Here is a 19811-nt window from a genome sequence, read left to right as displayed (position 1 = left end):
TAAATATTTTACTTTAAAAATTAAACAAGCATAACCTCGTCCTAAATTTAGAACGGGGTTATGCTTGTTTGAGCCTTTAAAATTTAATACCTTTATTATCATTTTACAACATGTAGTATGTAAGGAGATTATTTCAAGGGCTATTCACAAATTGTAGGTGGGGATAGAGTTGTTTTAAACCGTTCCCCATAAATGATAAACCATACCGAAAACAAAAAAAGCTAGTCCTACAAACAAAACGATTAAAGCAAGCATTCCGTTTTTATTATGTTCCATACAGTCAGCTCCTTTTTAAGTTATATACAAAAAGCCTTTAGTCATAATTATGGCTAAAGGCTTTGGTCTTCATACTTTGTAGTTTATAAAAAAGTTGCACTTCTGTATTAATTTGGAATATGATTGTTTAAAGAGTAGGTGATGAGTACATGCAGGAAAGAAAACAATTCCCGCTTATATCTGGAAATCTCTCATTAGATTTAGTGAATACAGAGTTAGTTAGGCGTGGACAACGTTATGATTTATTAATAACAGATGAAGATGTATTAGAATGGCTACATGTAATAAAGGTTAATCTTCCTTTTTCGGACGAAAAACCACTTATAGGAATTCAAGAGCGAATGAATCAAGTTACATCTAGCATACTAGAGCTAAGAGAATTACTGAGAAAACAGTTTGAGGCAATTGCCGATCAGCACGAAATTTCTGATGATTTTATTACGTATTTAGAAAAACAAATTGAGAAGGCACCATTTACATATAAAGTTATTGAACAGAGTTTAGTACCTATTCCAGTTGGAAAAATTGAGGATGTACTTGTATCGTTAATTGCATTTGATGCTTTAACGTTAATAGCATCAAATGAGCTTATTTCTCTTAAAAGGTGTTCAAACCCTGACTGTGTTTTATTATTTATAGATAAAAGTGGAAAGCGAAAATGGTGTTCTATGAAAATATGTGGGAACCGAAAAAAGGTAGCAAAATTTCAGGTTCGAAAGTCTGAAGAAGTTTAGGGAATCAACTTATAACAGTTGATTCTTTTTTTCTGCATCTTTAAACTAACCTCTAAAATTAATATTGACTGGTTAGTTAATCCGGAATATAATTATTGGTAAATAAAGGAGGAGAATGATGAGTAATATAACAGCAGCTAAGCAGAAAGAGGATCAACCAATAAGTGTACGATATTTTGCAAAAATGAAAGGGAAAGGAAGAAGTCCATTACAAGTAAATATAAAGGACTCTTTAACGGGATTATTGGGGGGATTTTTAACGATTCTCACCTTAACATATTTAACGAGTATAACTTCTACAAAATTACTAATGGCTCCATTTGGAGCGAGTTGTGTATTAGCTTTTGGAGTTTGGAATGCACCGCTATCTCAGCCGCGTAATATTATTGGAGGACATTTGATTTCAACTTTCATTGGTCTATCAATATATCATTTGTTTGGGAATGAATATTGGACAATTGCTTTAGCAGTTGGTATGTCGATTGCTATTATGATGTTAACAAGAACAACGCATCCTCCGGCAGGGGCTGATCCCATTGTCGTTATTTTAGGAGCATACAGTTGGAGTTATTTAGTAACACCGGTTTTAGTTGGTTCCCTTGTTATTGTAGTTATTGCTTTATTTATTAATAATATGAGTAGTAAAAAGAGCTATCCAACTTTCTGGATATAGTTTATAAGGTGAAAAACAATTTGAGTAAGTATCCCATTTTTACTATGTTTTCATTTCACATACATTTTAGTTTACAAAGAAAAGACACCCATATAAGAGTGTCTTTTCCGATAGTTTGTTTAGCAGAAGCAAGAAGCTCCAACAATGATCAATAAAATAAACAATACAACTAATAAAGCAAATCCTCCAGAAAAACCGCAGCTTCCGCCGCAACTACCACCAAATCCCATAATAGTTCCTCCTTTAATAAGAGGGGAAAACAAAGGGTCACTCGTGTTTTTTAACGGATTCTATTTACTTTATGTTTTGACGCATAAACGTGAGCAGGTCCTTTTGAAAATAAAAAAAGACACCTTAAGATGCCTTTATGTAATTAATATTCGTTAGCATAAAACTCTTTTATTAGTTTTATTTCATTTGTATCTGGGTTAAATTTAAATATTTTAATTTGATTAGATTCGTCTTTATAGGCAAATGTATTATCGCCAGCTGGGGTCATATTGCTGGTGTTTACGATAGGATCGCTACCGTGGTCAGTGATTTCCACAGTTTTCTCACGATCCCAAAACGCAATGACAATGATCAAGATGATAAGGCATATACGTATGTTACGTAGTTCTCTCGATACAGTATTCTCCATTCGATATTCTCCTTTGTTGTTGAGTAGATTTTGTTTATAAAAGAGATAATTCTTATGAAAAAAAATAAAAAAGACACTGTAAAGTGTCTTTTTTATTTGAGTTATGCGCATTGCTTAATAAGACGCTAGTTCCTCAGTTTGAATATGAGTAACTATGTAGGGTAGTTTCATTATAACATTTTAACCATTACTGGGTCTATATGGAATTTTATTAATGATTATGTTTGATTATTCAGGATGATAAACATGGTGAAATATGTAAGTTATCTACGGTAATTGTAAAATATAATGATGTATATAACTAGTCTTGTAATGAATGTAAGCAATAGCTGATTAACGGATAGTGTTTTTCTTTGTAAAAAAATATTCAATAATTTATCATTGCAACCGCTTACTCTTTGTGTATAATAAAGGTAAGTTAATAAGTAAAAGGATTGTTACTGTTCGGCAGGCAAAACCTAGATTGATCTAGAGGCTACGGGTGTAGTGTGGCTTTTGGAATCAGTTTAGGTTTTTTTATTACCTTTTGTGACTTTAAGAAGAAGAAGGCGGAACAATATGAGAATCCATAAAATCTTAAATAACAATGTTGTTTGTACGATGAAGGATACTGAGACAGAAGTTGTACTGATGGGCAGAGGTTTGGGATTTCAGAAAAAAATAGGCGATACGATTGATGAATCTAAGATAGAAAAGACCTTTGTGCTAGAAACAAAAGAATTATCAGAGAAACTTGCTAGGTTGCTAACTGAAATTCCTGTAGAAAATTTAGAGATTACCGAGAGAATTATTCAGTTTGCTAAGACAGTTTTGCCGGGGACTTTAAGTGATTATATTTATCTTACATTAACGGATCACTTAAGTTTCGCCTTAACTCGGCATAAAGAAGGAATGGATCTCAAAAATACTTTGCTTTGGGAGATTAAGAGGTTTTATCAGAAAGAGTTTGAAATTGGTCTACAAGCTTTGAACATAATTGAAGAAGAGACTGGGTTTAGGCTTTCTGAAGATGAAGCAGGGTCAATTGCACTACATTTCGTTAATGCGCAGCAAGGAGAGCCGGCGATGCAACAAACGGTAGCGATGACGAAAATCGTCCAAGATATTTTAAATGTTGTAAAGTACCACTATAAGATGAGCTTAGATGAAAGTTCATTTAATTATAGCCGGTTTGTAACGCATTTACGATATTTTGCGCAGCGTTTAATGCAGAAGGAATTGAACTCGGCTGAGGATGATTTTTTATACGAGCAAGTGAAAAGTAAGTATGAAGAGGCATATTGTTGTACAGAAAAAATTGAAGCATACTTACGAAAAGCACATAATAGTCATCTTTCAAAAGATGAAAAGGTGTACTTGACGTTGCACATTCATCGTGTAACGAAACGCAACGAATTATGTAATTGAATAAACGGGATTGTTACTGTTTGGCAGGCAAAACCTAAATTGACTTGTAATGGAGTGATTCGTATGTATCGCGCCGTTATGGTTAGTTTAGGTTTTTTCTTTTATAAAAATAATAAATGGGATGATTGTAGGGAGGGAAAGTTACTATGAAGTATGAAAAATTAGCAAAAGACATACTGAAGAATGTTGGCGGGAGAGAAAATATACATAGCGTTGTACATTGTATAACTCGCTTACGATTTCAGTTAAAAGATGAGGGGAAAGCAAATACAGAAGTACTGAAAAGTATGGAAGATGTTGTGACTGTTATGAAAAGCGGCGGGCAATATCAAGTTGTAATTGGTAACCATGTATCTGACGTATACAAAGCGGTTATTGCTGCTGGAGGGTTTCAAGAAAATGAGGAAGAAAATGCGAGTGATAAGAAAAAGAGTAGTCTTATAGATATTCTTTCTAGCATTTTTACTCCTATTTTAGGAGTGTTAGCTGCAACTGGGATGATTAAAGGATTTAATGCATTATTTGTAGCGTTAGGCTGGTTAAGTACACAGTCAGGAACGTATCAAATATTAAATGCAGTTGGCGATTCGTTATTTTATTTCTTCCCGATCTTCTTAGGATATACAGCAAGTAAGAAATTCGGGGGATCACCATTCATCGGTATGGCAATTGGGGGAGCGTTAGTCTATCCGGCTTTATCCGGTTTAAAAGCAAGTGAGCCATTATATACGCTATTTGCAGGAACGATGTTTGAATCACCAATTCATATTACGTTTTTAGGAATACCAGTTATTTTAATGAACTATGCAGCATCTGTTATTCCAATTATTCTCGCTGCTTATTTTGGAGCGAAAGTAGAACATTCTTTAAAAAAAGTTATTCCAGATGTTGTGAAAACATTTTTATTACCATTCTTCACATTATTAATCGTTGTACCAGTTACATTTCTCGTTATTGGCCCAATTGCGACGTGGGCAGGGCAGTTTTTAGGACAGGCGACGCTTTGGGTTTATCATGCAAGCCCATTAGTAGCGGGTGTTTTACTCGGTGCTTTCTGGCAAGTACTTGTCATATTTGGCCTTCATTGGGGCGTCGTTCCGATTGGCTATAACAATTTAGCAGTAAACGGTGTTGATCCGATATTAGCACTTATATTTGCTGCCTCATTTGCTCAAATTGGTGCTGTGCTTGGTGTTTGGATGAAAACGAAAGACAAGAAATTAAAAACACTTAGCATTCCAGCTTTTATTTCAGGTATTTTCGGCGTTACAGAACCAGCGATTTATGGTATTACACTTCCTCTTAAAAAGCCGTTTATTATGAGCTGTATTGCTGGAGGAATTGGCGGCGCAATACTTGGCGTATTTGGTACACAAGCTTATATGACAGGTGGACTTGGTATATTTACGCTTCCAACATTCATTAGTCCGAAAGATGGGATTACAGCAGGATTTTGGGGAGCAATTGTTTCAATGGTTGTTTCTTTAGTAGTAGGTTTTATTCTGACTTACTTATTTGGTTTTACGAAAAAGCAAACATCTACAGAAACAGCTGAAACAATTGATAAAATTGCTGCATCAAACGATGATGAAGTAATCTTTAGTCCTTTCCATGGTGCAGTTATGCCGCTTCAAAACATTGACGATGCTGCATTTGCATCAGGTGCGCTAGGTGAAGGAGTTGCGATTGAGCCTTCAGAAGGAAAGTTGTTTTCACCAGTTTCAGGTACGATTGCTGCGCTTTTCCCGACGAATCATGCGGTAGGAATTACGGCGGATTCAGGTGCTGAAATTTTAATCCATATTGGAATGGATACTGTGAAATTAAACGGCGAATTTTTCTCTTCTCATATTGAACAAGGAGCGAGAGTAGAAAAAGGGCAATTACTTATTGAGTTTAATATAGCTAAAATTCAAAAGGCGGGTTATATTGTGACAACACCAGTTGTTGTTACAAATTATGATAAATATAGCATCAAAAAAACGGAAATAGAAAAGATTCAAGCAGGAGATTCTTTACTAAAGTTAGGAGTTAAATAGTAGTTACATTTCATACAGGTTCAAACGAAGAAAGGTATTCTTTAAAACTTACAATGCCTTTCCTCGTTCATTCTTATATAAAGGAGTTTTTCTATATGTCTAAAGTTAATTTTCCAAAAGGGTTTTTATGGGGTGGAGCAACTGCAGCCAATCAAGTTGAAGGCGCATATGTAGAAGACGGAAAAGGATTAACGACGGTTGATCTATTACCAACTGGTGAAAAACGTTGGGATATTATGAAAGGAAATATTCATTCCTTTACGCCGGCAGAAGGAGAGTTTTACCCGTCACACGAAGCGATTGATTTTTATCATCGTTATAAAGAAGATATCGCTCTTTTTGCAGAAATGGGATTTAAAGCGTTACGTGTATCGATTGCGTGGACGCGTATTTTCCCAAGTGGTGAAGATGAAAAGCCAAATGAAGCAGGATTACAGTTTTATGATAATTTGTTTGATGAACTGTTAAAGCACGGTATTGAACCAGTCGTTACGATGGCTCACTTCGATGTGCCTGTTCATTTAGTAGAAAAGTATGGAAGCTGGAGAAGTAGAAAGCTTGTAAACTTCTTCGAGACGTACGCAAAAACGATCTTTAATAGATATAAAGATAAAGTGAAATATTGGATGACGTTTAATGAAATTAATATGCTTTTACATTTACCTTTCATGGGAGCAGGTCTAGCGTTTAAAGAAGGGGATAATAAAAAACAAATTCAGTATCAAGCAGCGCATCACCAACTTGTTGCAAGTGCGTTAGCTGTAAAAGCGTGTCATGAAATCATTTCAGATGCAAAAATTGGTTGTATGCTTGCTGCGGGTGCAACGTATCCGTACACATGTAATCCAGACGACGTTCTTCGTGCGATGGAACAAGACCGTGAATCATTCTTCTTCATTGATGTACAAGCAAGAGGAGCATATCCGGGATACGCAAAACGCTTCTTTAAAGATAACAATGTAACAATTGAAATGGAAAAAGAAGACGAGGAAATTTTAAAAGAGCATACAGTTGATTATATTGGCTTTAGCTACTATTCAAGCCGAGCAACAAGTACAGATCCAGAAGTGTTAAAAAGCATAACGAGCGGAAATGTATTCGGTTCTGTTGAAAATCCATACCTTGAAAAATCAGAGTGGGGATGGACGATTGATCCGAAAGGCTTCCGTATTACAGCGAACCAACTGTACGATCGTTACCAAAAACCGTTATTTGTCGTTGAAAACGGTCTCGGTGCAATCGATCAATTAAATGGTGAAGACGAAGTGAATGATGAATACCGTATTGATTACTTGCAAAAACATATGATTGAAATGTCCGAAGCGATCCAAGATGGAGTAGATATTATCGGATATACAAGCTGGGGCCCAATTGACCTTGTAAGTGCTTCTACTGGAGAAATGAAAAAACGTTACGGATATATATACGTTGATAAAGATAATGAAGGAAAAGGTTCATTAAAAAGATCGAAGAAGAAAAGCTTCGATTGGTATAAGGAAGTAATTAAGACGAATGGTAAGAGTTTGGAATCTTAAGTATGAAAGGGAGACATCTTGATTGATGTCTTCTTTTTCATTGTGAATGATGGAGCTATATTTCCCTTTACACAAACATAAAGGTATAATATAGTTTAGTTAAGTGAACTAAACTATCAGATAAGATGAAAGAGCAGCATAATTGGAGGAAGAACACTATGACTAGATCATATAAAGAAGTAATTAATGAAATGAATCGAGCCTATACGGAACTCTACATTTTACTATTTCAAGATTTAAAGGATGAGTTCGGTCTTACTGGGCAGCAAGAGAGCATGCTATTTCATATCAATTTAAATGAAAACACAACAGCAAATAACATTGCAAGTACGTTTAATATAACGAAAAGTGCTGTGAGCCAAGTTTTATCGAAATTGGAAAAGCAACAGATGATTTCAAAGCAAGTTAATCCGAATAATAAAAGGGAGTATTTCCTTACACTCGGTCCAAACGGTAGTAAGTATATGGAGCAATTGTCGAAGTTAGATGATGTATTAATCGAGAAATATTTCTCGAAAATTGATATCGAAGCTTTGCAGCAAATGACTGATACGTTAACGAAAATAAATAAAGTGATATTGGAAGAAAAACAGAAGAATCTTGATTGTAATGAGTAAGAAGCAAGATGAAGCAATTAGTAGAAAGGAGGAGAAGCGTGTTATGAGTTACATACCAAATATGATTACGATAGCAAATTTTGTGTGTGGGCTTTTGGCTATTCACGCTGTTTTCGTTCACGATATGTATGGTGCAGTTATGTTCATTATTACAGGTATGGTATTTGATCTGTTTGATGGTATGGTTGCTCGGAAACTAGATTCTGTTTCGGAAATGGGCGGAGAACTAGACTCATTTGCGGATTTAGTGACTTTCGGTGTGGCACCGTCTATTCTTGCATATAGTGCCTCGTTAAAAGATTTGCAGTTTATTGGGATGATATGTGCACTCGCGTATAGTATTTGCGGAATGCTGCGGCTTGCTAGATTTAACACGCAACAAAGCAAACTCCCAACATTCATCGGAATGCCCATTCCATTTGCGGCAATGTGTCTCCTCATTTTATGCCTCCTAAATAACCCAGTTTCCGTAGCGTTGGGCACATGCTTACTCGCTTATTTAATGGTGAGCAAAATCAAATTCCCCCATTTTAAAAAAGATATATCGGAAAGCTTGAAGTCCGAAAGATGGGATTAATAGGAAAGATAAGGAGCATAACATGATTCGTATGGCATTAAGATCATTCAACATACAAATATATTGTTTACTAGGCGTGATGTTATTCGGATGGTTGGTGACACCTTTTTCAGCCCAGCTTGTAGGGATAAGCATCGGCCTTTTAGTTAGTATATACTGCGCCTGGATTTTAGGAAGGCGTATTGAAAAGTTCGGAAATAGCATCGTAAAAAAAGAAAAAGCACCAATGCTCGGCATGATGAATCGGTTTGCAGCCGCCATACTCGGCGCGATTATTATGTATGAAATTGAACATCGTGAGTACATGTGGACATTTGCAGCTGGAATTATGGCTGGGTATTTCTTAATTATTATTAATTTAGGGTATTACAGTATGAGGGATGCGAAGAAATAAAGTGCTGTGTAAATCACTAATTTGGATGTGAAAACTTTCCTTTATAGATAGCTTTTTATTACAAAGAAACGACACCCATATAAGAGTGTCGTTTCCGATAGTTTTTTAGCAGAAGCAAGAAGCTCCAACAATGATTAATAAAATAAACAATACAACTAGTAAAGCAAAGCCGCTGCCACAACCACTACTACAACTACCACCAAATCCCATAATAGTTCCTCCTTTAATAAGAGGGGAAAACAAGGGGTCACTCATGTATTTTAATGGATTCAACTTACTTTATGTTTTTTACACAATAATTGAGCAGGTCCTTTTGAAAATAAAGAAAAGACACCCTAAGGTGCCTTCCTCCGACTTGAACCATCTTAATTTTAATAATATTGGACTCCCGTCCGAATATTATTTTACCATGTTAAGTTGTTTTTGGAAATGTTCCATATCGATAATTGCAATAAACGTTTTAGTTTTGGAATTATGTATCTGTCTAAACGTTGAAATTAATAAAGGAACGATATACTTGAGGGTTTTTATCCCGCTTTAATGGGCAGTAAGACCCCCACCTCAAAATTTAGCGAAAGCAAAGAATTTAGGTGGGGGTCGGGCTGCCCATAAAAGTCCGATTGGTGAGGGCTGATAATCAGTGGGGGATGAAGAAAACCCCCACTGATTAAAGTTTCACTTTATGAGTGATTACAATCATACCATTAAAAAGAACCCCATAAATGATAAACCATTCCACTAACAAAAAACACTAATCCTAAAAAAAAAACAATTAAAGCAAGTACTCCATTTTGATTATGTTCCATAAAATTAGCTCCTTTTAGAATTATTTTTATATACAAAAAAGCCTTTAGTCGTAATTATGGCTAAAGGCTTTGAGCATTATACTTTTTAGTTAATAAAATCGTATAAGAAGAATTTATAATGTTTTTTATCGAATTTGGAACTGAAAATGTACTAGCTTGATAATGAAGCCTGGCTATTAGAATTGAAAAATTTTAGTTTTATTATAATTAATAGAAATGAGAGTAGTGTGAATATAAATCCGCTCCAAATAAGCTGGTGAATGCCTAAGTTTGAAATGAACCAGCCTCCAATAGTGGTTCCTAAAGTAATTCCGAGATTTGAGAACGAAACGAATAGACTATTACCAAATTCAGGTGCTTCTTTAGCTTCACTTATTAACCATGTTTGACCAACAATTAATCCACCAGCATGTACGATTCCCCAAATGAATACTATAAAAATCATTGGAACAAGGTAGGAACCTAAATAATAAACCAATATGTAAACAATAGAATATAGAATAGGGAATGCTATTACAGTGTTTATTATGCTTTTTTGCAGAAGACCACCAAATAAATGATTACCTAAAATCATAACTATACCAAATATGAATAGCATGATACTGATGAGAGATCCATTCATGGAAGTTACTTTTGCAAGGTACTCAGCGAAGTAGCTGTATACGGAAAACATGGCTGCAAAAAGGAATTTGACGGTTAAAATATTTAACCATAATCCTGGTTTGCCGAGTATACGAATTTGTTTGCCGAAAGACATTTTTTCTTTAACAGGCATAGAAGGAAGTAGGAGTAGTATTCCAATGAATGCAAGAGTGTTAACGAATGCTCCGAATAAGAAAGCCATTTCGAGTGAAAATTGGTCTGCAAGGTAAGAGGTTAGTGGTACACCTAAAGCAAAGCCAACAGTAATTCCCATGAAAACTTTTGTAACTGCTTGACCGCTCTTTTCTGGAGGGACAAGTTTAGCAGCTGTTACAAGAGCGATTGAAAAGAAGAGTGGATGAAGCGCTGCCGGTAAAATACGAAAAATAAGCATGATTTCAAATTGTGTTGTATAAGCGTAGATTAAATTTGAAATAACAAATATGAAAATTGCTGTTAATAAAATTATTTTGCGATTAATACTAGAGACGAGCAGAATTAAAAACGGACCAGAAATAGCAACAACTAGTGCAAATGTACTTACTAAAAATCCAGCTTGTGTAGTTGAAATTCCGAATTTTTCAGTGATTTGTGGTAATACGCCGACAATACCCATCTCGGTAGTAATAATTCCGAACACACCTATTGCGAGTGTCAGAATAAGTAAAGGATTTACTTTTTTCATTTATAAAACTCTCCATTCGTATCAGTATTTTGAAAGTAAATTCATTAACAAAGAAGCATTATTATAAGCATGATTGGATGCCAATATTATCAGGAGTATGTAATTCTAAATACAATAACAGATATCTAAATAACTAGATATGATATGTTAAAAAAATTTCTCCTTTCGATGTTTCTTGCTTTTATAGGCAGTGCAATTTATAAAAAAAGTAATTGGATACCTGTAAAAAAGCAGAATGTGTGAAAGCTAATAATCAATTAGTATGCTGATTGATTATTAGCTTTCATTTTATAATTCGTTTTGGACGTATTCAGAAAACTCTCGTATTGTTTTTTCGTTTCGACGATAGTAGGTCCATTTTCCAATTCGGTCAGACTCTAGTAAGCCTGCTTTTTTCATAGTTAATAAATAACTAGAAATAACCGATTGGGCTAAGCCAGTTTTAAGTTGGATATCTCCTACACATACTCCAACTTGAAAGTTAAGGTCTTGTTCTAGATAAGGTTTTTCATCGAAATGGTTTTCTGGATTTTTCAACCATGATAAAATTTGACATCTTGTTTCATTTGACAATGCTTTATAAATTAATAAAGGTTCCATAAGGATATTATATCTACTTTTATAGATTTGTAAATGGGTTTTAGTAATTTTAAGGGAAGAAGGCATAGTTGATCCCTTTGAATAGGAAGAAGATGCTCTTAATCTGTACCCTTTGTAAAGGACTTTCTAAAAAAAGTTAGGCAACCTAAAAAAGATGATTTCTGTATGCAAGCAGGAGTCATCTTCTTTAAATTCTATTGATAGCAAGAGTGATTATAGTACGTCATATATTTCTTAATTTCATGTGTTAACTGAACAAACGATTTACATGATTTTATATATGCTTCATCGGTTAAAGTACTACGAGGATTACGTGCAAAAATGATAATATTGTTAGGTTTAAGCATGTTGTTGCCTAGCTATCAATGGCGGATTCCTAAGAAGAGTAATAATAAAACCTAACTGAAGATTTAAGAAAAATTTTATGTTTACCCCACTTTTTATTTTAAAAGTTTTTCCTATCCTATAAATGAGTTACATCAAGAAGGATATTAAAAACGATAAAGTTATAGATGAAAATGTAAAGTTAGGGGATTCTACATGCATACAGGAGTTTTGATGAGTTATTTGTATACTTATTTTTTTACTATTATTTTTTGTATTGTGTTTCAAATTGGATGTTATTTTAAAGCGAAAGGAAATATATCTATTCGGCATTTTTTATGGGTATATGTTTTTCTGTTCTACCTTTCGCTAGTGTATAAGGTGACTCAAATCGCGACTGTATGGGATATAAGTAGATATGAAAAGTGGATTCGTGTCAGTCAAATTAACTTGACTCTATTTGATACGGCAGGTAGTACTACCTATCTTTTGAACATTGAACTGTTTATGCCGTTCGGTTTTTTATTACCGACTATTTGGCCACAGTTTAGAAAAATGAAAAACACCGTATGTGCGGGATTCTTTTTTTCATTGGCAATTGAGTTAAATCAATTACTAAATAATAGAATTACAGATATTGATGATTTATTTACGAATACCCTCGGGGCGATTATTGGGTATGTAATATATAGAGTTTTATTTAAAATGTTTAAAATGATATGTAAAAGAGGGGGAAAAAAGCTTGATACGAACTCTTCTTTAGTCATAAAATACGAGGCTGTTTTTTGTTTAGTTTGTTCATTTGTAGGTGCGATGTTAATTTATCATCCAGCTTTATTTGGAAGACCTGTCATCCTTTAGTGAGGTGATTATGCTCTTGTGCTATCTCGTTTATAAAATGATTCTAGTATTTCTTCCAATCAGCACAAGATTCTCTTTATACGTTATTAAGCTATTCAGCAGACTGTAAGATGATCAGTAATCGTAATGATGAGATTGAAATAAAGGCTGACAGTTTCTATCCAAGTTTTTCATTTATGTATGATGCGCAAGAATTATTTATTATTGGTGGAGAAGAGAAATGGTCACATATCCATTATATAAAAGAATTTTTCCATCTTGAGCAGATTACAGATGAGCTAACTATTGATGTAAGAAAATGAGAGATGCGAAGAAATAGATGAGCAAACCCTCAAGTATAGAACGATATACTTGAGGGTTTTTATGTATGAAGAAGGTTTTTCTATTTTTCTCTAGAATGAACAGTAATGTATAATCTAATTCCTTAATGTAATAAGGAGGCAGTAAAATTTGAACAGGAAAATTTGGTTTGTATTTACTTTTTTTGCTCTTTTAGTATCTGGTTATGTTGTTGTCCAATATTTTATTATGGATGGATTTCAAACAGGACTTGTAAAAGCGAAGCTTATGTTTGGATCTAAATTAAGTGAATTCTGGTATATGATGTTATTTATACATATTACAACTAGTATAGTAGCATTAGTAATTGGTCCTTTTACATTATCGACTAAATTTAGAGAAAGGAATATCAACCGTCATCGAATAGTTGGGAGAATCTATATGGTTGGTATATTATTAGGAGGCGTTTCTGGACTATATTTATCCTTTTATGCTACGGGAGGGTTGGTAGCGAAGTTAGGTTTCGGTTTGTTATCCGTATTTTGGCTAACATCAGCATATCAAGCGTTACATAGAGTTAAGAATAAAAAAATTAAAGACCATCGGAATTGGATGGTTAGAAATTATTCTTTAACCTTTGGAGCAGTTACATTAAGAATTTGGCTACCGTTGTTTATCGTTCTATTTGGAATAGAGCGGTTTGAACTTAGCTACGCTATTATTGCTTGGTTAGCGTGGGTACCTAATTTAATTGTTGCAGAATTATTCATAAGAAAAAGACTTAATAAAGGAAAATACGAAGGAAATGAGGATTTACATTTTTAATGTAAATTTGCTGTAATATTGAGGGCAGAATTCTTCAGTAATTGAATTTTTTAATAGCTGAATTACGTACAAAAATAGGATGGCCAATGGAAGCCATCCTATTTGTATTACCAACTAGCAGTTTCCGTACTTTCTTTCAACCACTTCACCCAATCCAAATCCGCCACCTTAAGCAAACTCAGCGAAACACCTTTCATATCTAAAGAAGTCAGCAATGTACCAACCTTTGCGAACTTCACATGTAATCCTTCCAGCTCACATAAACGGCGAATGTCATTTGCGAAAATGTATTGCTCCATTAATGGAGTTGCGCCTAATCCGTTAATGAGAATAGCGAAGTTGTCGCCTTTTCTCCAGCGGTAAATGCTTTTTAATTTATTCATTAGTTCGATCGCTAATATTTCAGAAGAGGATAGTGCTTCTTTACGGTATCCTTTTTCACCATGGATACCAACGCCATAAAAGACTTCATGTTCGTTTAATGTGAATGAAGCTTTTCCTTTCACTGGATCGTTTGCAGGTGAAAGTGCGACTCCTAATGTGTGTAAGTTTTCGGTGATAGAACGGCCAAGTGTTGTTAGTTCTTTTAAAGAATGTCCGCTCTCAGCAGCCGCACCAAGTATTTTTTGAACGAAAACAGTACCAGCGACGCCGCGTCTTCTTTTATTAAACGAAGCATCATCTTCAATTGAAACGTCGTCATTTACGATGATATGATCAATTTTTCTTCCTTCTTCTTTAGCAATTTGTTCAGCCGCAATAAAGTTTGCTACGTCATCTTTAAAGTTTTTGATGATGAATAAAATACTTTTATTTTTTGGCATGAGGCGAGTTGCCGCAATAATTTGTTCCACTGTAGGCGGAGTGAAAATATTGCCGTTTACGGCCGCTGTAAGCATGCCTTTTCCTACATAACCTATATCAGCAGGTTCATGTCCGCTACCACCGCCGCTTATGATAACAACGTTTTGCGTCAGTTTTTCTATATCTTTTACATAAATGATGTTATTTGTTTCATCGTAATTTACTTTTTCGTTATGTTCAAAATAAAAGCCATGCATCATATCTTGAACAACATTTTCTACATCATTCATAATCTTTTTCATTGCTTTTGCCACCCTTTAATTACTTTGCTGATTGTTCCAGTAATAGTAGTAATTGATTGTTTATCATATTTTTCATGAGAGAAGACATAATGGAAGGATCTACTTCGCATTTGCTTTCAATCCAATCTTTTATCGTTCCAACGAAGCCGTGACTATAAAAGGAGGCAATCGTATTTTTTGTCTCATCAGAAAGGCTGAATCCACAGCTCACAGATAATTCATCAATAATCTTCATATATAAGTTTTTCGTATGCTCAAATAAATAGTGATTAAACGAGTTTTGCTCAATGACTTTAAAAGCATTTCGGTAAAATTTTTGATTTTCATAAAAGTAATCAAATAATAAATCGAAAATGTTTTCCCACGTTTCATAGTCGAGAAAGTCGATAATGTTCTCTTTCGTTTCTTCTCTATAAATCCAGCTTAATAGTTCAAATTTATCTTTAAAATGATAATAAAAAGTTTGCCTACGCATTTGACAGTGTAACATAATATCGCTCACTGATATTTTATGAAACGACTCTGTTTCCATTAAATACTTCAATGAATTCGCGATTATCTTTTTAGAAATTATAGAAGAGGTCATCTGAATCATCCCTAGAATGTTAGTAATATGAAAATCCTACCTACAAATGAGAGCGGTGTCTTTAGACAGATTGTCCATTTTGTCCGTTTACTATAAAACGCTTTCATTTTAACATGAGTAGTAAGAAGAAGATTTCAAATATATCACAATATATTAAAGGAATTGAGGGAGAATCACAATGAAAAAGATTATAAATAAACCAGAAACATTAGTAATGGAAATGTGCAACGGAATGGTTATGGCTCATCCAGAGCTTGAGCTTTTGAAAAAATATAAAGTAATTAAGAAGAAAGAAATGAACGAAAATAAAGTAACGTTAATTAGTGGCGGCGGTAGTGGTCATGAGCCAGCGCATGCAGGATTAGTCGGAAAAGGAATGTTAGATGCGGCAGTGTGCGGAGATGTGTTTGCTTCGCCTTCACAAATTCAGGTGTATCAAGCAATTAAAGAGACAGCTAGTAAAAAAGGTACGTTATTAATTATTAAAAATTACAGCGGCGATATTATGAATTTCAAAAACGGTGCGCATTTAGCGACTGAAGATGGAATTGAAGTCGACTACGTAAAAGTGGACGATGATATTGCAGTAGAAGATAGCCTGTACACAGTAGGACGCCGCGGCGTTGCGGGGGTTATTCTCGTTCATAAAATTGCCGGCGCAGCAGCGGAAGCGGGTATGGATTTAGGAGCGGTGAAAGCTGTCGCAGAAAAAGCAGCGGCTAACGTGCGCACAATCGGTTTAGCGTTAACTTCTTGTACAGTTCCAGCGAGCGGATCACCTACTTTCACACTTGCGGAAGATGAAATGGAATACGGCGTTGGTATTCACGGTGAACCAGGAATTAAGCGTGAAAAAACGATGTCAGCTGATGAATTAGCTAACCGTATGACAAGTGATTTAATAAAAGATTTAGGAGTAAAAGACGGCGAAGAAATCGCACTTCTAGTTAACGGTTTTGGCGGAACACCACTACAAGAACTTTACTTATTTAACAACGCAGTGACGCGAGAATTAGCTGCTAGAAACATTAAAATTAATAGAGTATTTGTCGGAAACTATATGACGAGTATCGATATGGCTGGTATGTCTTTAACAGTAATGAAACTAGATGATGAGCTAAAAACATTACTATCTAAAGAATGTAATACACCAGCGTTTAAAGTAGATGGTCCAGTTGAAAGTGTAGAGTATGTGAATGTGCTTGAAGGAGCAGAAGAGAAGGAAGTTTCCTTTGAAATAGAAACAGCGGAAGAGCACGCTGTTATTAAAAATAATGTCATTACATTAAACAACATGATTTATCTCGTTGATAAAATGAGCGATATTATTATTAAAAATGAAGTACCGTTCTGTGAGTTAGACACACATGCAGGTGACGGCGACTTCGGAATGAGTGTGGCAAAAGGATTTAAGCAATTAAAACGTGAGTGGCATTCTATTGTAGATCAAGAAAACGTAACAATCGGATCGTTCCTTGACGGTTGTTCGATGATTATTATGGAACATTGCGGCGGCGCATCTGGTCCAATTTGGGGTGGAGCATTCCGCGCAGCTAGTAAAGCAGCAGGCGAGAAGCGTGAGCTAACAGTGAAAGAATTCGCTGAAATGTTACAAGCAGCACTGCAAGGTATACAATCTATCGGTGAAAGATCATTCGGTAGAGGAGCAGTAGTTGGTGATAAAACGCTTGTTGACGCACTTGCTCCATGTGTAGACTCTTGGTTAGCTAGCGCTTCAAACGAAGAAGACATGAAAACTGCCTTTGAAAAAGGAGCAGAAGCAGCAGTTAAAGGAGCAGAGTACACGAAAGAAATCGTAGCTCGCATGGGCCGCGCCGGTACAGTTGGTGAAAGAAGCTTAGGCTATCCAGATGCAGGTGCACATGCACTTGGAGTTATCTTTACGGAGATTGCGGGTAGTTTGAAATAGAAATTAAAAGATCCCCTCTGCCTTAAGGTGGAGGGGATCTTTAATTATAACCATCATTCTTCCAGTGAAAAAATTTATTTGTTAGCCAACCTAGAAGCCGCCTCTTCAACTTCTTTATACGCATTTTGTAATACTTCATTTGGATCTAGTACTGCTGTTCCTTGTGCACGAACGATTTGATAATCTTCAATACCTAGGAAATTAAACATTGCTTTTAAATATTTATGAGAGTATTCCACTTCTGTATACCAATCATCATTTGTATAGATTCCTCCACTTGCTTGTATAACAAGCATTCTTCTTCCATCTTTAAGTAATCCCACTGATCCAGTTTCAGTATATTTAAATGTTTCACGTGCAATCATGATATTGTCCATGTAATCTTTTAACTTTGATGGAATATTAAAGTTGTGCAAAGGTAATACGATAACATACGTATTTGCACTTTTAAATTGTTGTAAAATTTCGGACATACGCTCTGTTACTTTTTGTTCTTCATCAGTTAACTTCTGTCCATTTCCTTGCTTTTCCCATGCGCTTAAAACAGTTTTATCTATCATTGGTACTACATCATCGTATAAATTAATCTGTTCAATCGTTTCATTATTAGGAATTAATTCTTTATAAGATTCTAAAAAGTGGTTAAGAACCTTAATGCTGACTGATGATGTATCATCCACTTTCGGATGTGCGTTTATGATAAGTGTTGTGTTCATTTGTATTTCCCCTTTTTAAAAGTTTTTACGTTTTAATTGTCGACAATATTAATCGTCGATTGATATTGTCTTTAATATAAGCTCTGAAATTATTTTTGTCAAATGAAATACATACTATTCTAAAAGAGCCTTTTTTTATTTGACTAAAATTCTAAATGGTCCTAAGATACAATTTGATAACCCTTAAAATAAAAAGCAGGTGATTTGTATATGCAATATAGTGTTGGGGTTGAATATGCCTTGCATTGCCTAGTTTATTTAATTAATACTCCTTCCAAGGAAAGTGTTGGAATAAAAGATTTGGCAGAGTTTCAAGGACTTTCTGAAACATTTCTTTCAAAAGTTTTCGGTAAATTATCTAAAGCTGACATTGTGAATTCTGTCCCAGGTGTAAAGGGAGGATATAGGTTAGCTAAGTCTCCAGAAGATATCTCTTTTTGGGATGTAATAGAAGCCGTCGAAGGCCCAAAACCTATTTTTCAATGTAAAAATATTGTACAGAATGGTCTACTATATCGAGACGACGCTTGTAATTCTTGTGACCCTAGCAATTCTTCTTGTACAATTAACTTAGTAATGCTTGAAGCAGAAGAACACATGCGTGAGTTTCTTCGTAAAAAGACTCTTGCATGGTTAGATAAAGAACTTGATATTGTTTTACCTGAAAAGATAAGGGTAGATACTCGTGAATACTTCAAACAAAAAAACTCTAACTAAATCGCCATGACGAATTAGTTAGAGTTTTTTTGTTTTTTAACAATATCGATCAACTTTTATTTGTCTAGTTTAAAGTCTATTTCCATTGCCAATTTGATTTCTTCACATATGTACCACATATCAGTAATTTGTCCCTATCAAAATGAACGATTCTTGCATCTAATATATTGTAAGTATATTTTATTTTGAAAGGATGTGATTATATGGCTCATAAATCTACTGGAGTGTTTCGAGTTCCAGTTTCTGAAAATGGGATTATTCCAACTGCTCTCAACATTATGTTAAACAATGATTCACGCTGCCATACTAGTAATGTAACGGTAACTGTTAAGAGAAGTCGAAACATTTCTTTCCCGACTCAAAATGAGTTAGTTGAAATCTCTCGTACTTTTGTTTCTTTAGAACCAAACAGAACAACTAAGATTGTGTTGTTTACGCCAGAATTCCAAATAGAAGATTTTCTTGATGTCATCGTTAGTGGAAATAAAGATGATGTTAAGGATGTTCTTGTATATTCTTTCTTAGCAGATTCAGCAGGTCACAATCTGCCATCTACTGTTTTCAGAAATGCAGAATACACTTTTGCTTGCTGATACCGTGATGATGTATTCTTTACTGTCATATCAAGGTACCATCCTGCAGCTTGACTCAACTTAATTTTATTGTGTTGTTATTGTATAAGAAAAGAAGACATCGATTAAGATGTCTTCTTTTACTTGTACACTTGGTGTTAAGAAGGTATCATATTGCTTAAAAACCATAAAAAAATATAACAATCATCGAGTGAACCTATTATAGCATCAATAAACAGGTTTTAATATGTAATATTAAATATATATAGA

At 34.7% G+C, this 19811-nt stretch carries 21 protein-coding genes and 2 pseudogenes; 14 read left to right on the top strand and 9 right to left on the bottom strand.

Annotated features, from left to right (window positions below):
* Positions 1-425: 425 nt before the first annotated feature.
* Together AC1DMU_RS17730 and AC1DMU_RS17725 are read left to right on the top strand one after the other, a co-directional pair.
* Positions 426-1010, top strand: coding sequence for a CGNR zinc finger domain-containing protein (locus AC1DMU_RS17730; protein ID WP_087985704.1), 585 nt, complete (start codon positions 426-428; stop codon positions 1008-1010).
* Between the two features lie 118 nt (positions 1011-1128).
* A complete protein-coding gene (locus AC1DMU_RS17725) occupies positions 1129-1683 on the top strand; it encodes an HPP family protein (RefSeq protein WP_088062221.1) in 555 nt (184 codons plus the stop codon).
* 119 nt (positions 1684-1802) lie between these two features.
* Here AC1DMU_RS17725 and AC1DMU_RS17720 read toward each other — a convergent pair whose 3' ends face one another.
* Together AC1DMU_RS17720 and AC1DMU_RS17715 are read right to left on the bottom strand one after the other, a co-directional pair.
* Positions 1803-1913, bottom strand: coding sequence for a YjcZ family sporulation protein (locus AC1DMU_RS17720; protein ID WP_000505686.1), 111 nt, complete (start codon positions 1911-1913; stop codon positions 1803-1805).
* A gap of 143 nt (positions 1914-2056) precedes the next feature.
* Entirely contained in the window at positions 2057-2323 is a 267-nt protein-coding gene (locus tag AC1DMU_RS17715) for a YmzC family protein (protein ID WP_088062223.1), read from the bottom strand.
* A gap of 558 nt (positions 2324-2881) precedes the next feature.
* Here AC1DMU_RS17715 and licT point away from each other — a divergent pair.
* The 6 genes from licT (at position 2882) to AC1DMU_RS17685 (ending at position 8892) form a co-directional block, all read left to right on the top strand.
* The gene (licT, locus tag AC1DMU_RS17710) at positions 2882-3730 is read left to right on the top strand and encodes a BglG family transcription antiterminator LicT (RefSeq protein WP_088062225.1); all 849 of its coding nucleotides are present in this window, start codon (positions 2882-2884) and stop codon (positions 3728-3730) included.
* A gap of 146 nt (positions 3731-3876) precedes the next feature.
* Positions 3877-5769 (top strand): beta-glucoside-specific PTS transporter subunit IIABC, encoded by a 1893-nt coding sequence (locus tag AC1DMU_RS17705; protein WP_088062227.1) that lies wholly within the window; start codon positions 3877-3879, stop codon positions 5767-5769.
* A gap of 95 nt (positions 5770-5864) precedes the next feature.
* Positions 5865-7304 (top strand): 6-phospho-beta-glucosidase, encoded by a 1440-nt coding sequence (locus AC1DMU_RS17700; protein WP_088062228.1) that lies wholly within the window; start codon positions 5865-5867, stop codon positions 7302-7304.
* A 158-nt stretch (positions 7305-7462) separates the two neighbouring features.
* Positions 7463-7921 carry a MarR family winged helix-turn-helix transcriptional regulator gene (locus AC1DMU_RS17695; protein WP_088062231.1) on the top strand — a complete coding sequence of 153 codons (459 nt, stop codon included), beginning with the start codon at positions 7463-7465 and terminating at the stop codon, positions 7919-7921.
* The gene (gene pssA, locus AC1DMU_RS17690) at positions 7914-8498 is read left to right on the top strand and encodes a CDP-diacylglycerol--serine O-phosphatidyltransferase (protein WP_142291685.1); all 585 of its coding nucleotides are present in this window, start codon (positions 7914-7916) and stop codon (positions 8496-8498) included. Before AC1DMU_RS17695 ends, pssA begins: the two co-directional genes overlap by 8 nt.
* 22 nt (positions 8499-8520) lie before the next feature.
* Positions 8521-8892, top strand: a complete 372-nt coding sequence (locus tag AC1DMU_RS17685) for an ATP synthase subunit I (RefSeq protein WP_088062233.1) — start codon at positions 8521-8523, stop codon at positions 8890-8892.
* 105 nt (positions 8893-8997) lie between these two features.
* On the opposite strand, the gene AC1DMU_RS17680 is transcribed toward AC1DMU_RS17685, so the two are convergent.
* From AC1DMU_RS17680 to AC1DMU_RS17665, 4 genes and pseudogenes are all read right to left on the bottom strand, one after another.
* Positions 8998-9102 carry a YjcZ family sporulation protein gene (locus AC1DMU_RS17680; protein WP_080492803.1) on the bottom strand — a complete coding sequence of 35 codons (105 nt, stop codon included), beginning with the start codon at positions 9100-9102 and terminating at the stop codon, positions 8998-9000.
* Between the two features lie 747 nt (positions 9103-9849).
* Positions 9850-11025: an MFS transporter gene (locus AC1DMU_RS17675; RefSeq protein WP_088062237.1), complete on the bottom strand. Its 1176-nt coding sequence runs from the start codon at positions 11023-11025 to the stop codon at positions 9850-9852.
* Between the two features lie 288 nt (positions 11026-11313).
* A complete protein-coding gene (locus AC1DMU_RS17670; protein WP_000433539.1) occupies positions 11314-11625 on the bottom strand; it encodes an ArsR/SmtB family transcription factor in 312 nt (103 codons plus the stop codon).
* A 194-nt stretch (positions 11626-11819) separates the two neighbouring features.
* Positions 11820-11921, bottom strand: a pseudogene (locus tag AC1DMU_RS17665) (TetR family transcriptional regulator); the annotation flags it as partial.
* A 244-nt stretch (positions 11922-12165) separates the two neighbouring features.
* Between AC1DMU_RS17665 and AC1DMU_RS17660 the strand changes: the two are divergent.
* The 3 genes and pseudogenes from AC1DMU_RS17660 (at position 12166) to AC1DMU_RS17650 (ending at position 13914) form a co-directional block, all read left to right on the top strand.
* Complete coding sequence (locus AC1DMU_RS17660; protein ID WP_088062241.1) at positions 12166-12810, top strand: VanZ family protein; 645 nt, start codon at positions 12166-12168, stop codon at positions 12808-12810.
* Between the two features lie 47 nt (positions 12811-12857).
* A pseudogene (locus AC1DMU_RS17655) lies at positions 12858-13112 on the top strand (hypothetical protein); the annotation flags it as partial.
* 148 nt (positions 13113-13260) lie between these two features.
* On the top strand, positions 13261-13914 hold the full coding sequence (locus AC1DMU_RS17650) for a DUF2306 domain-containing protein (protein WP_088062243.1): 654 nt from the start codon (positions 13261-13263) through the stop codon (positions 13912-13914).
* Between the two features lie 107 nt (positions 13915-14021).
* On the opposite strand, the gene dhaQ is transcribed toward AC1DMU_RS17650, so the two are convergent.
* Both dhaQ and dhaS read right to left on the bottom strand, forming a co-directional pair.
* Entirely contained in the window at positions 14022-15020 is a 999-nt protein-coding gene (dhaQ, locus tag AC1DMU_RS17645) for a DhaKLM operon coactivator DhaQ (RefSeq protein ID WP_088062245.1), read from the bottom strand.
* Positions 15021-15039: 19 nt separating this feature from the next.
* Positions 15040-15606 carry a dihydroxyacetone kinase transcriptional activator DhaS gene (gene dhaS, locus AC1DMU_RS17640; protein WP_000204220.1) on the bottom strand — a complete coding sequence of 189 codons (567 nt, stop codon included), beginning with the start codon at positions 15604-15606 and terminating at the stop codon, positions 15040-15042.
* 178 nt (positions 15607-15784) lie between these two features.
* On the opposite strand from dhaS, the gene dhaK reads away from it, so the two are divergent.
* Positions 15785-17536, top strand: a complete 1752-nt coding sequence (gene dhaK, locus AC1DMU_RS17635) for a dihydroxyacetone kinase subunit DhaK (RefSeq protein ID WP_088062247.1) — start codon at positions 15785-15787, stop codon at positions 17534-17536.
* 74 nt (positions 17537-17610) lie between these two features.
* Here dhaK and AC1DMU_RS17630 read toward each other — a convergent pair whose 3' ends face one another.
* On the bottom strand, positions 17611-18252 hold the full coding sequence (locus AC1DMU_RS17630; protein WP_088062250.1) for an FMN-dependent NADH-azoreductase: 642 nt from the start codon (positions 18250-18252) through the stop codon (positions 17611-17613).
* 210 nt (positions 18253-18462) lie between these two features.
* Here AC1DMU_RS17630 and AC1DMU_RS17625 point away from each other — a divergent pair, with 210 nt between their 5' ends.
* Entirely contained in the window at positions 18463-18969 is a 507-nt protein-coding gene (locus AC1DMU_RS17625) for an RrF2 family transcriptional regulator (RefSeq protein ID WP_063222022.1), read from the top strand.
* Positions 18970-19172: 203 nt separating this feature from the next.
* Positions 19173-19562 carry a hypothetical protein gene (locus AC1DMU_RS17620; RefSeq protein WP_088062252.1) on the top strand — a complete coding sequence of 130 codons (390 nt, stop codon included), beginning with the start codon at positions 19173-19175 and terminating at the stop codon, positions 19560-19562.
* Positions 19563-19811 lie beyond the last annotated feature (249 nt).

It is taken from the genome of Bacillus sp. 01N45 (assembly GCF_056399205.1).
This window is presented reverse-complemented; position numbering and strand designations above follow the sequence as displayed.

Coding starts and splice junctions, on each gene's coding strand:
- AC1DMU_RS17680 (WP_080492803.1), bottom strand. CDS start 9,102: ATGGGATTTGGTGGTAGTTGTAGTAGTGGTTGTGGCAGCGGCTTTGCT.
- AC1DMU_RS17705 (WP_088062227.1), top strand. CDS start 3,877: ATGAAGTATGAAAAATTAGCAAAAGACATACTGAAGAATGTTGGCGGG.
- AC1DMU_RS17695 (WP_088062231.1), top strand. CDS start 7,463: ATGACTAGATCATATAAAGAAGTAATTAATGAAATGAATCGAGCCTAT.
- pssA (WP_142291685.1), top strand. CDS start 7,914: ATGAGTAAGAAGCAAGATGAAGCAATTAGTAGAAAGGAGGAGAAGCGT.
- AC1DMU_RS17715 (WP_088062223.1), bottom strand. CDS start 2,323: ATGGAGAATACTGTATCGAGAGAACTACGTAACATACGTATATGCCTT.
- licT (WP_088062225.1), top strand. CDS start 2,882: ATGAGAATCCATAAAATCTTAAATAACAATGTTGTTTGTACGATGAAG.
- AC1DMU_RS17630 (WP_088062250.1), bottom strand. CDS start 18,252: ATGAACACAACACTTATCATAAACGCACATCCGAAAGTGGATGATACA.
- AC1DMU_RS17620 (WP_088062252.1), top strand. CDS start 19,173: ATGGCTCATAAATCTACTGGAGTGTTTCGAGTTCCAGTTTCTGAAAAT.
- dhaK (WP_088062247.1), top strand. CDS start 15,785: ATGAAAAAGATTATAAATAAACCAGAAACATTAGTAATGGAAATGTGC.
- AC1DMU_RS17675 (WP_088062237.1), bottom strand. CDS start 11,025: ATGAAAAAAGTAAATCCTTTACTTATTCTGACACTCGCAATAGGTGTG.
- AC1DMU_RS17660 (WP_088062241.1), top strand. CDS start 12,166: ATGCATACAGGAGTTTTGATGAGTTATTTGTATACTTATTTTTTTACT.
- AC1DMU_RS17685 (WP_088062233.1), top strand. CDS start 8,521: ATGATTCGTATGGCATTAAGATCATTCAACATACAAATATATTGTTTA.
- AC1DMU_RS17730 (WP_087985704.1), top strand. CDS start 426: ATGCAGGAAAGAAAACAATTCCCGCTTATATCTGGAAATCTCTCATTA.
- AC1DMU_RS17700 (WP_088062228.1), top strand. CDS start 5,865: ATGTCTAAAGTTAATTTTCCAAAAGGGTTTTTATGGGGTGGAGCAACT.
- dhaS (WP_000204220.1), bottom strand. CDS start 15,606: ATGACCTCTTCTATAATTTCTAAAAAGATAATCGCGAATTCATTGAAG.
- AC1DMU_RS17670 (WP_000433539.1), bottom strand. CDS start 11,625: ATGGAACCTTTATTAATTTATAAAGCATTGTCAAATGAAACAAGATGT.
- AC1DMU_RS17625 (WP_063222022.1), top strand. CDS start 18,463: ATGCAATATAGTGTTGGGGTTGAATATGCCTTGCATTGCCTAGTTTAT.
- AC1DMU_RS17725 (WP_088062221.1), top strand. CDS start 1,129: ATGAGTAATATAACAGCAGCTAAGCAGAAAGAGGATCAACCAATAAGT.
- dhaQ (WP_088062245.1), bottom strand. CDS start 15,020: ATGAAAAAGATTATGAATGATGTAGAAAATGTTGTTCAAGATATGATG.
- AC1DMU_RS17720 (WP_000505686.1), bottom strand. CDS start 1,913: ATGGGATTTGGTGGTAGTTGCGGCGGAAGCTGCGGTTTTTCTGGAGGA.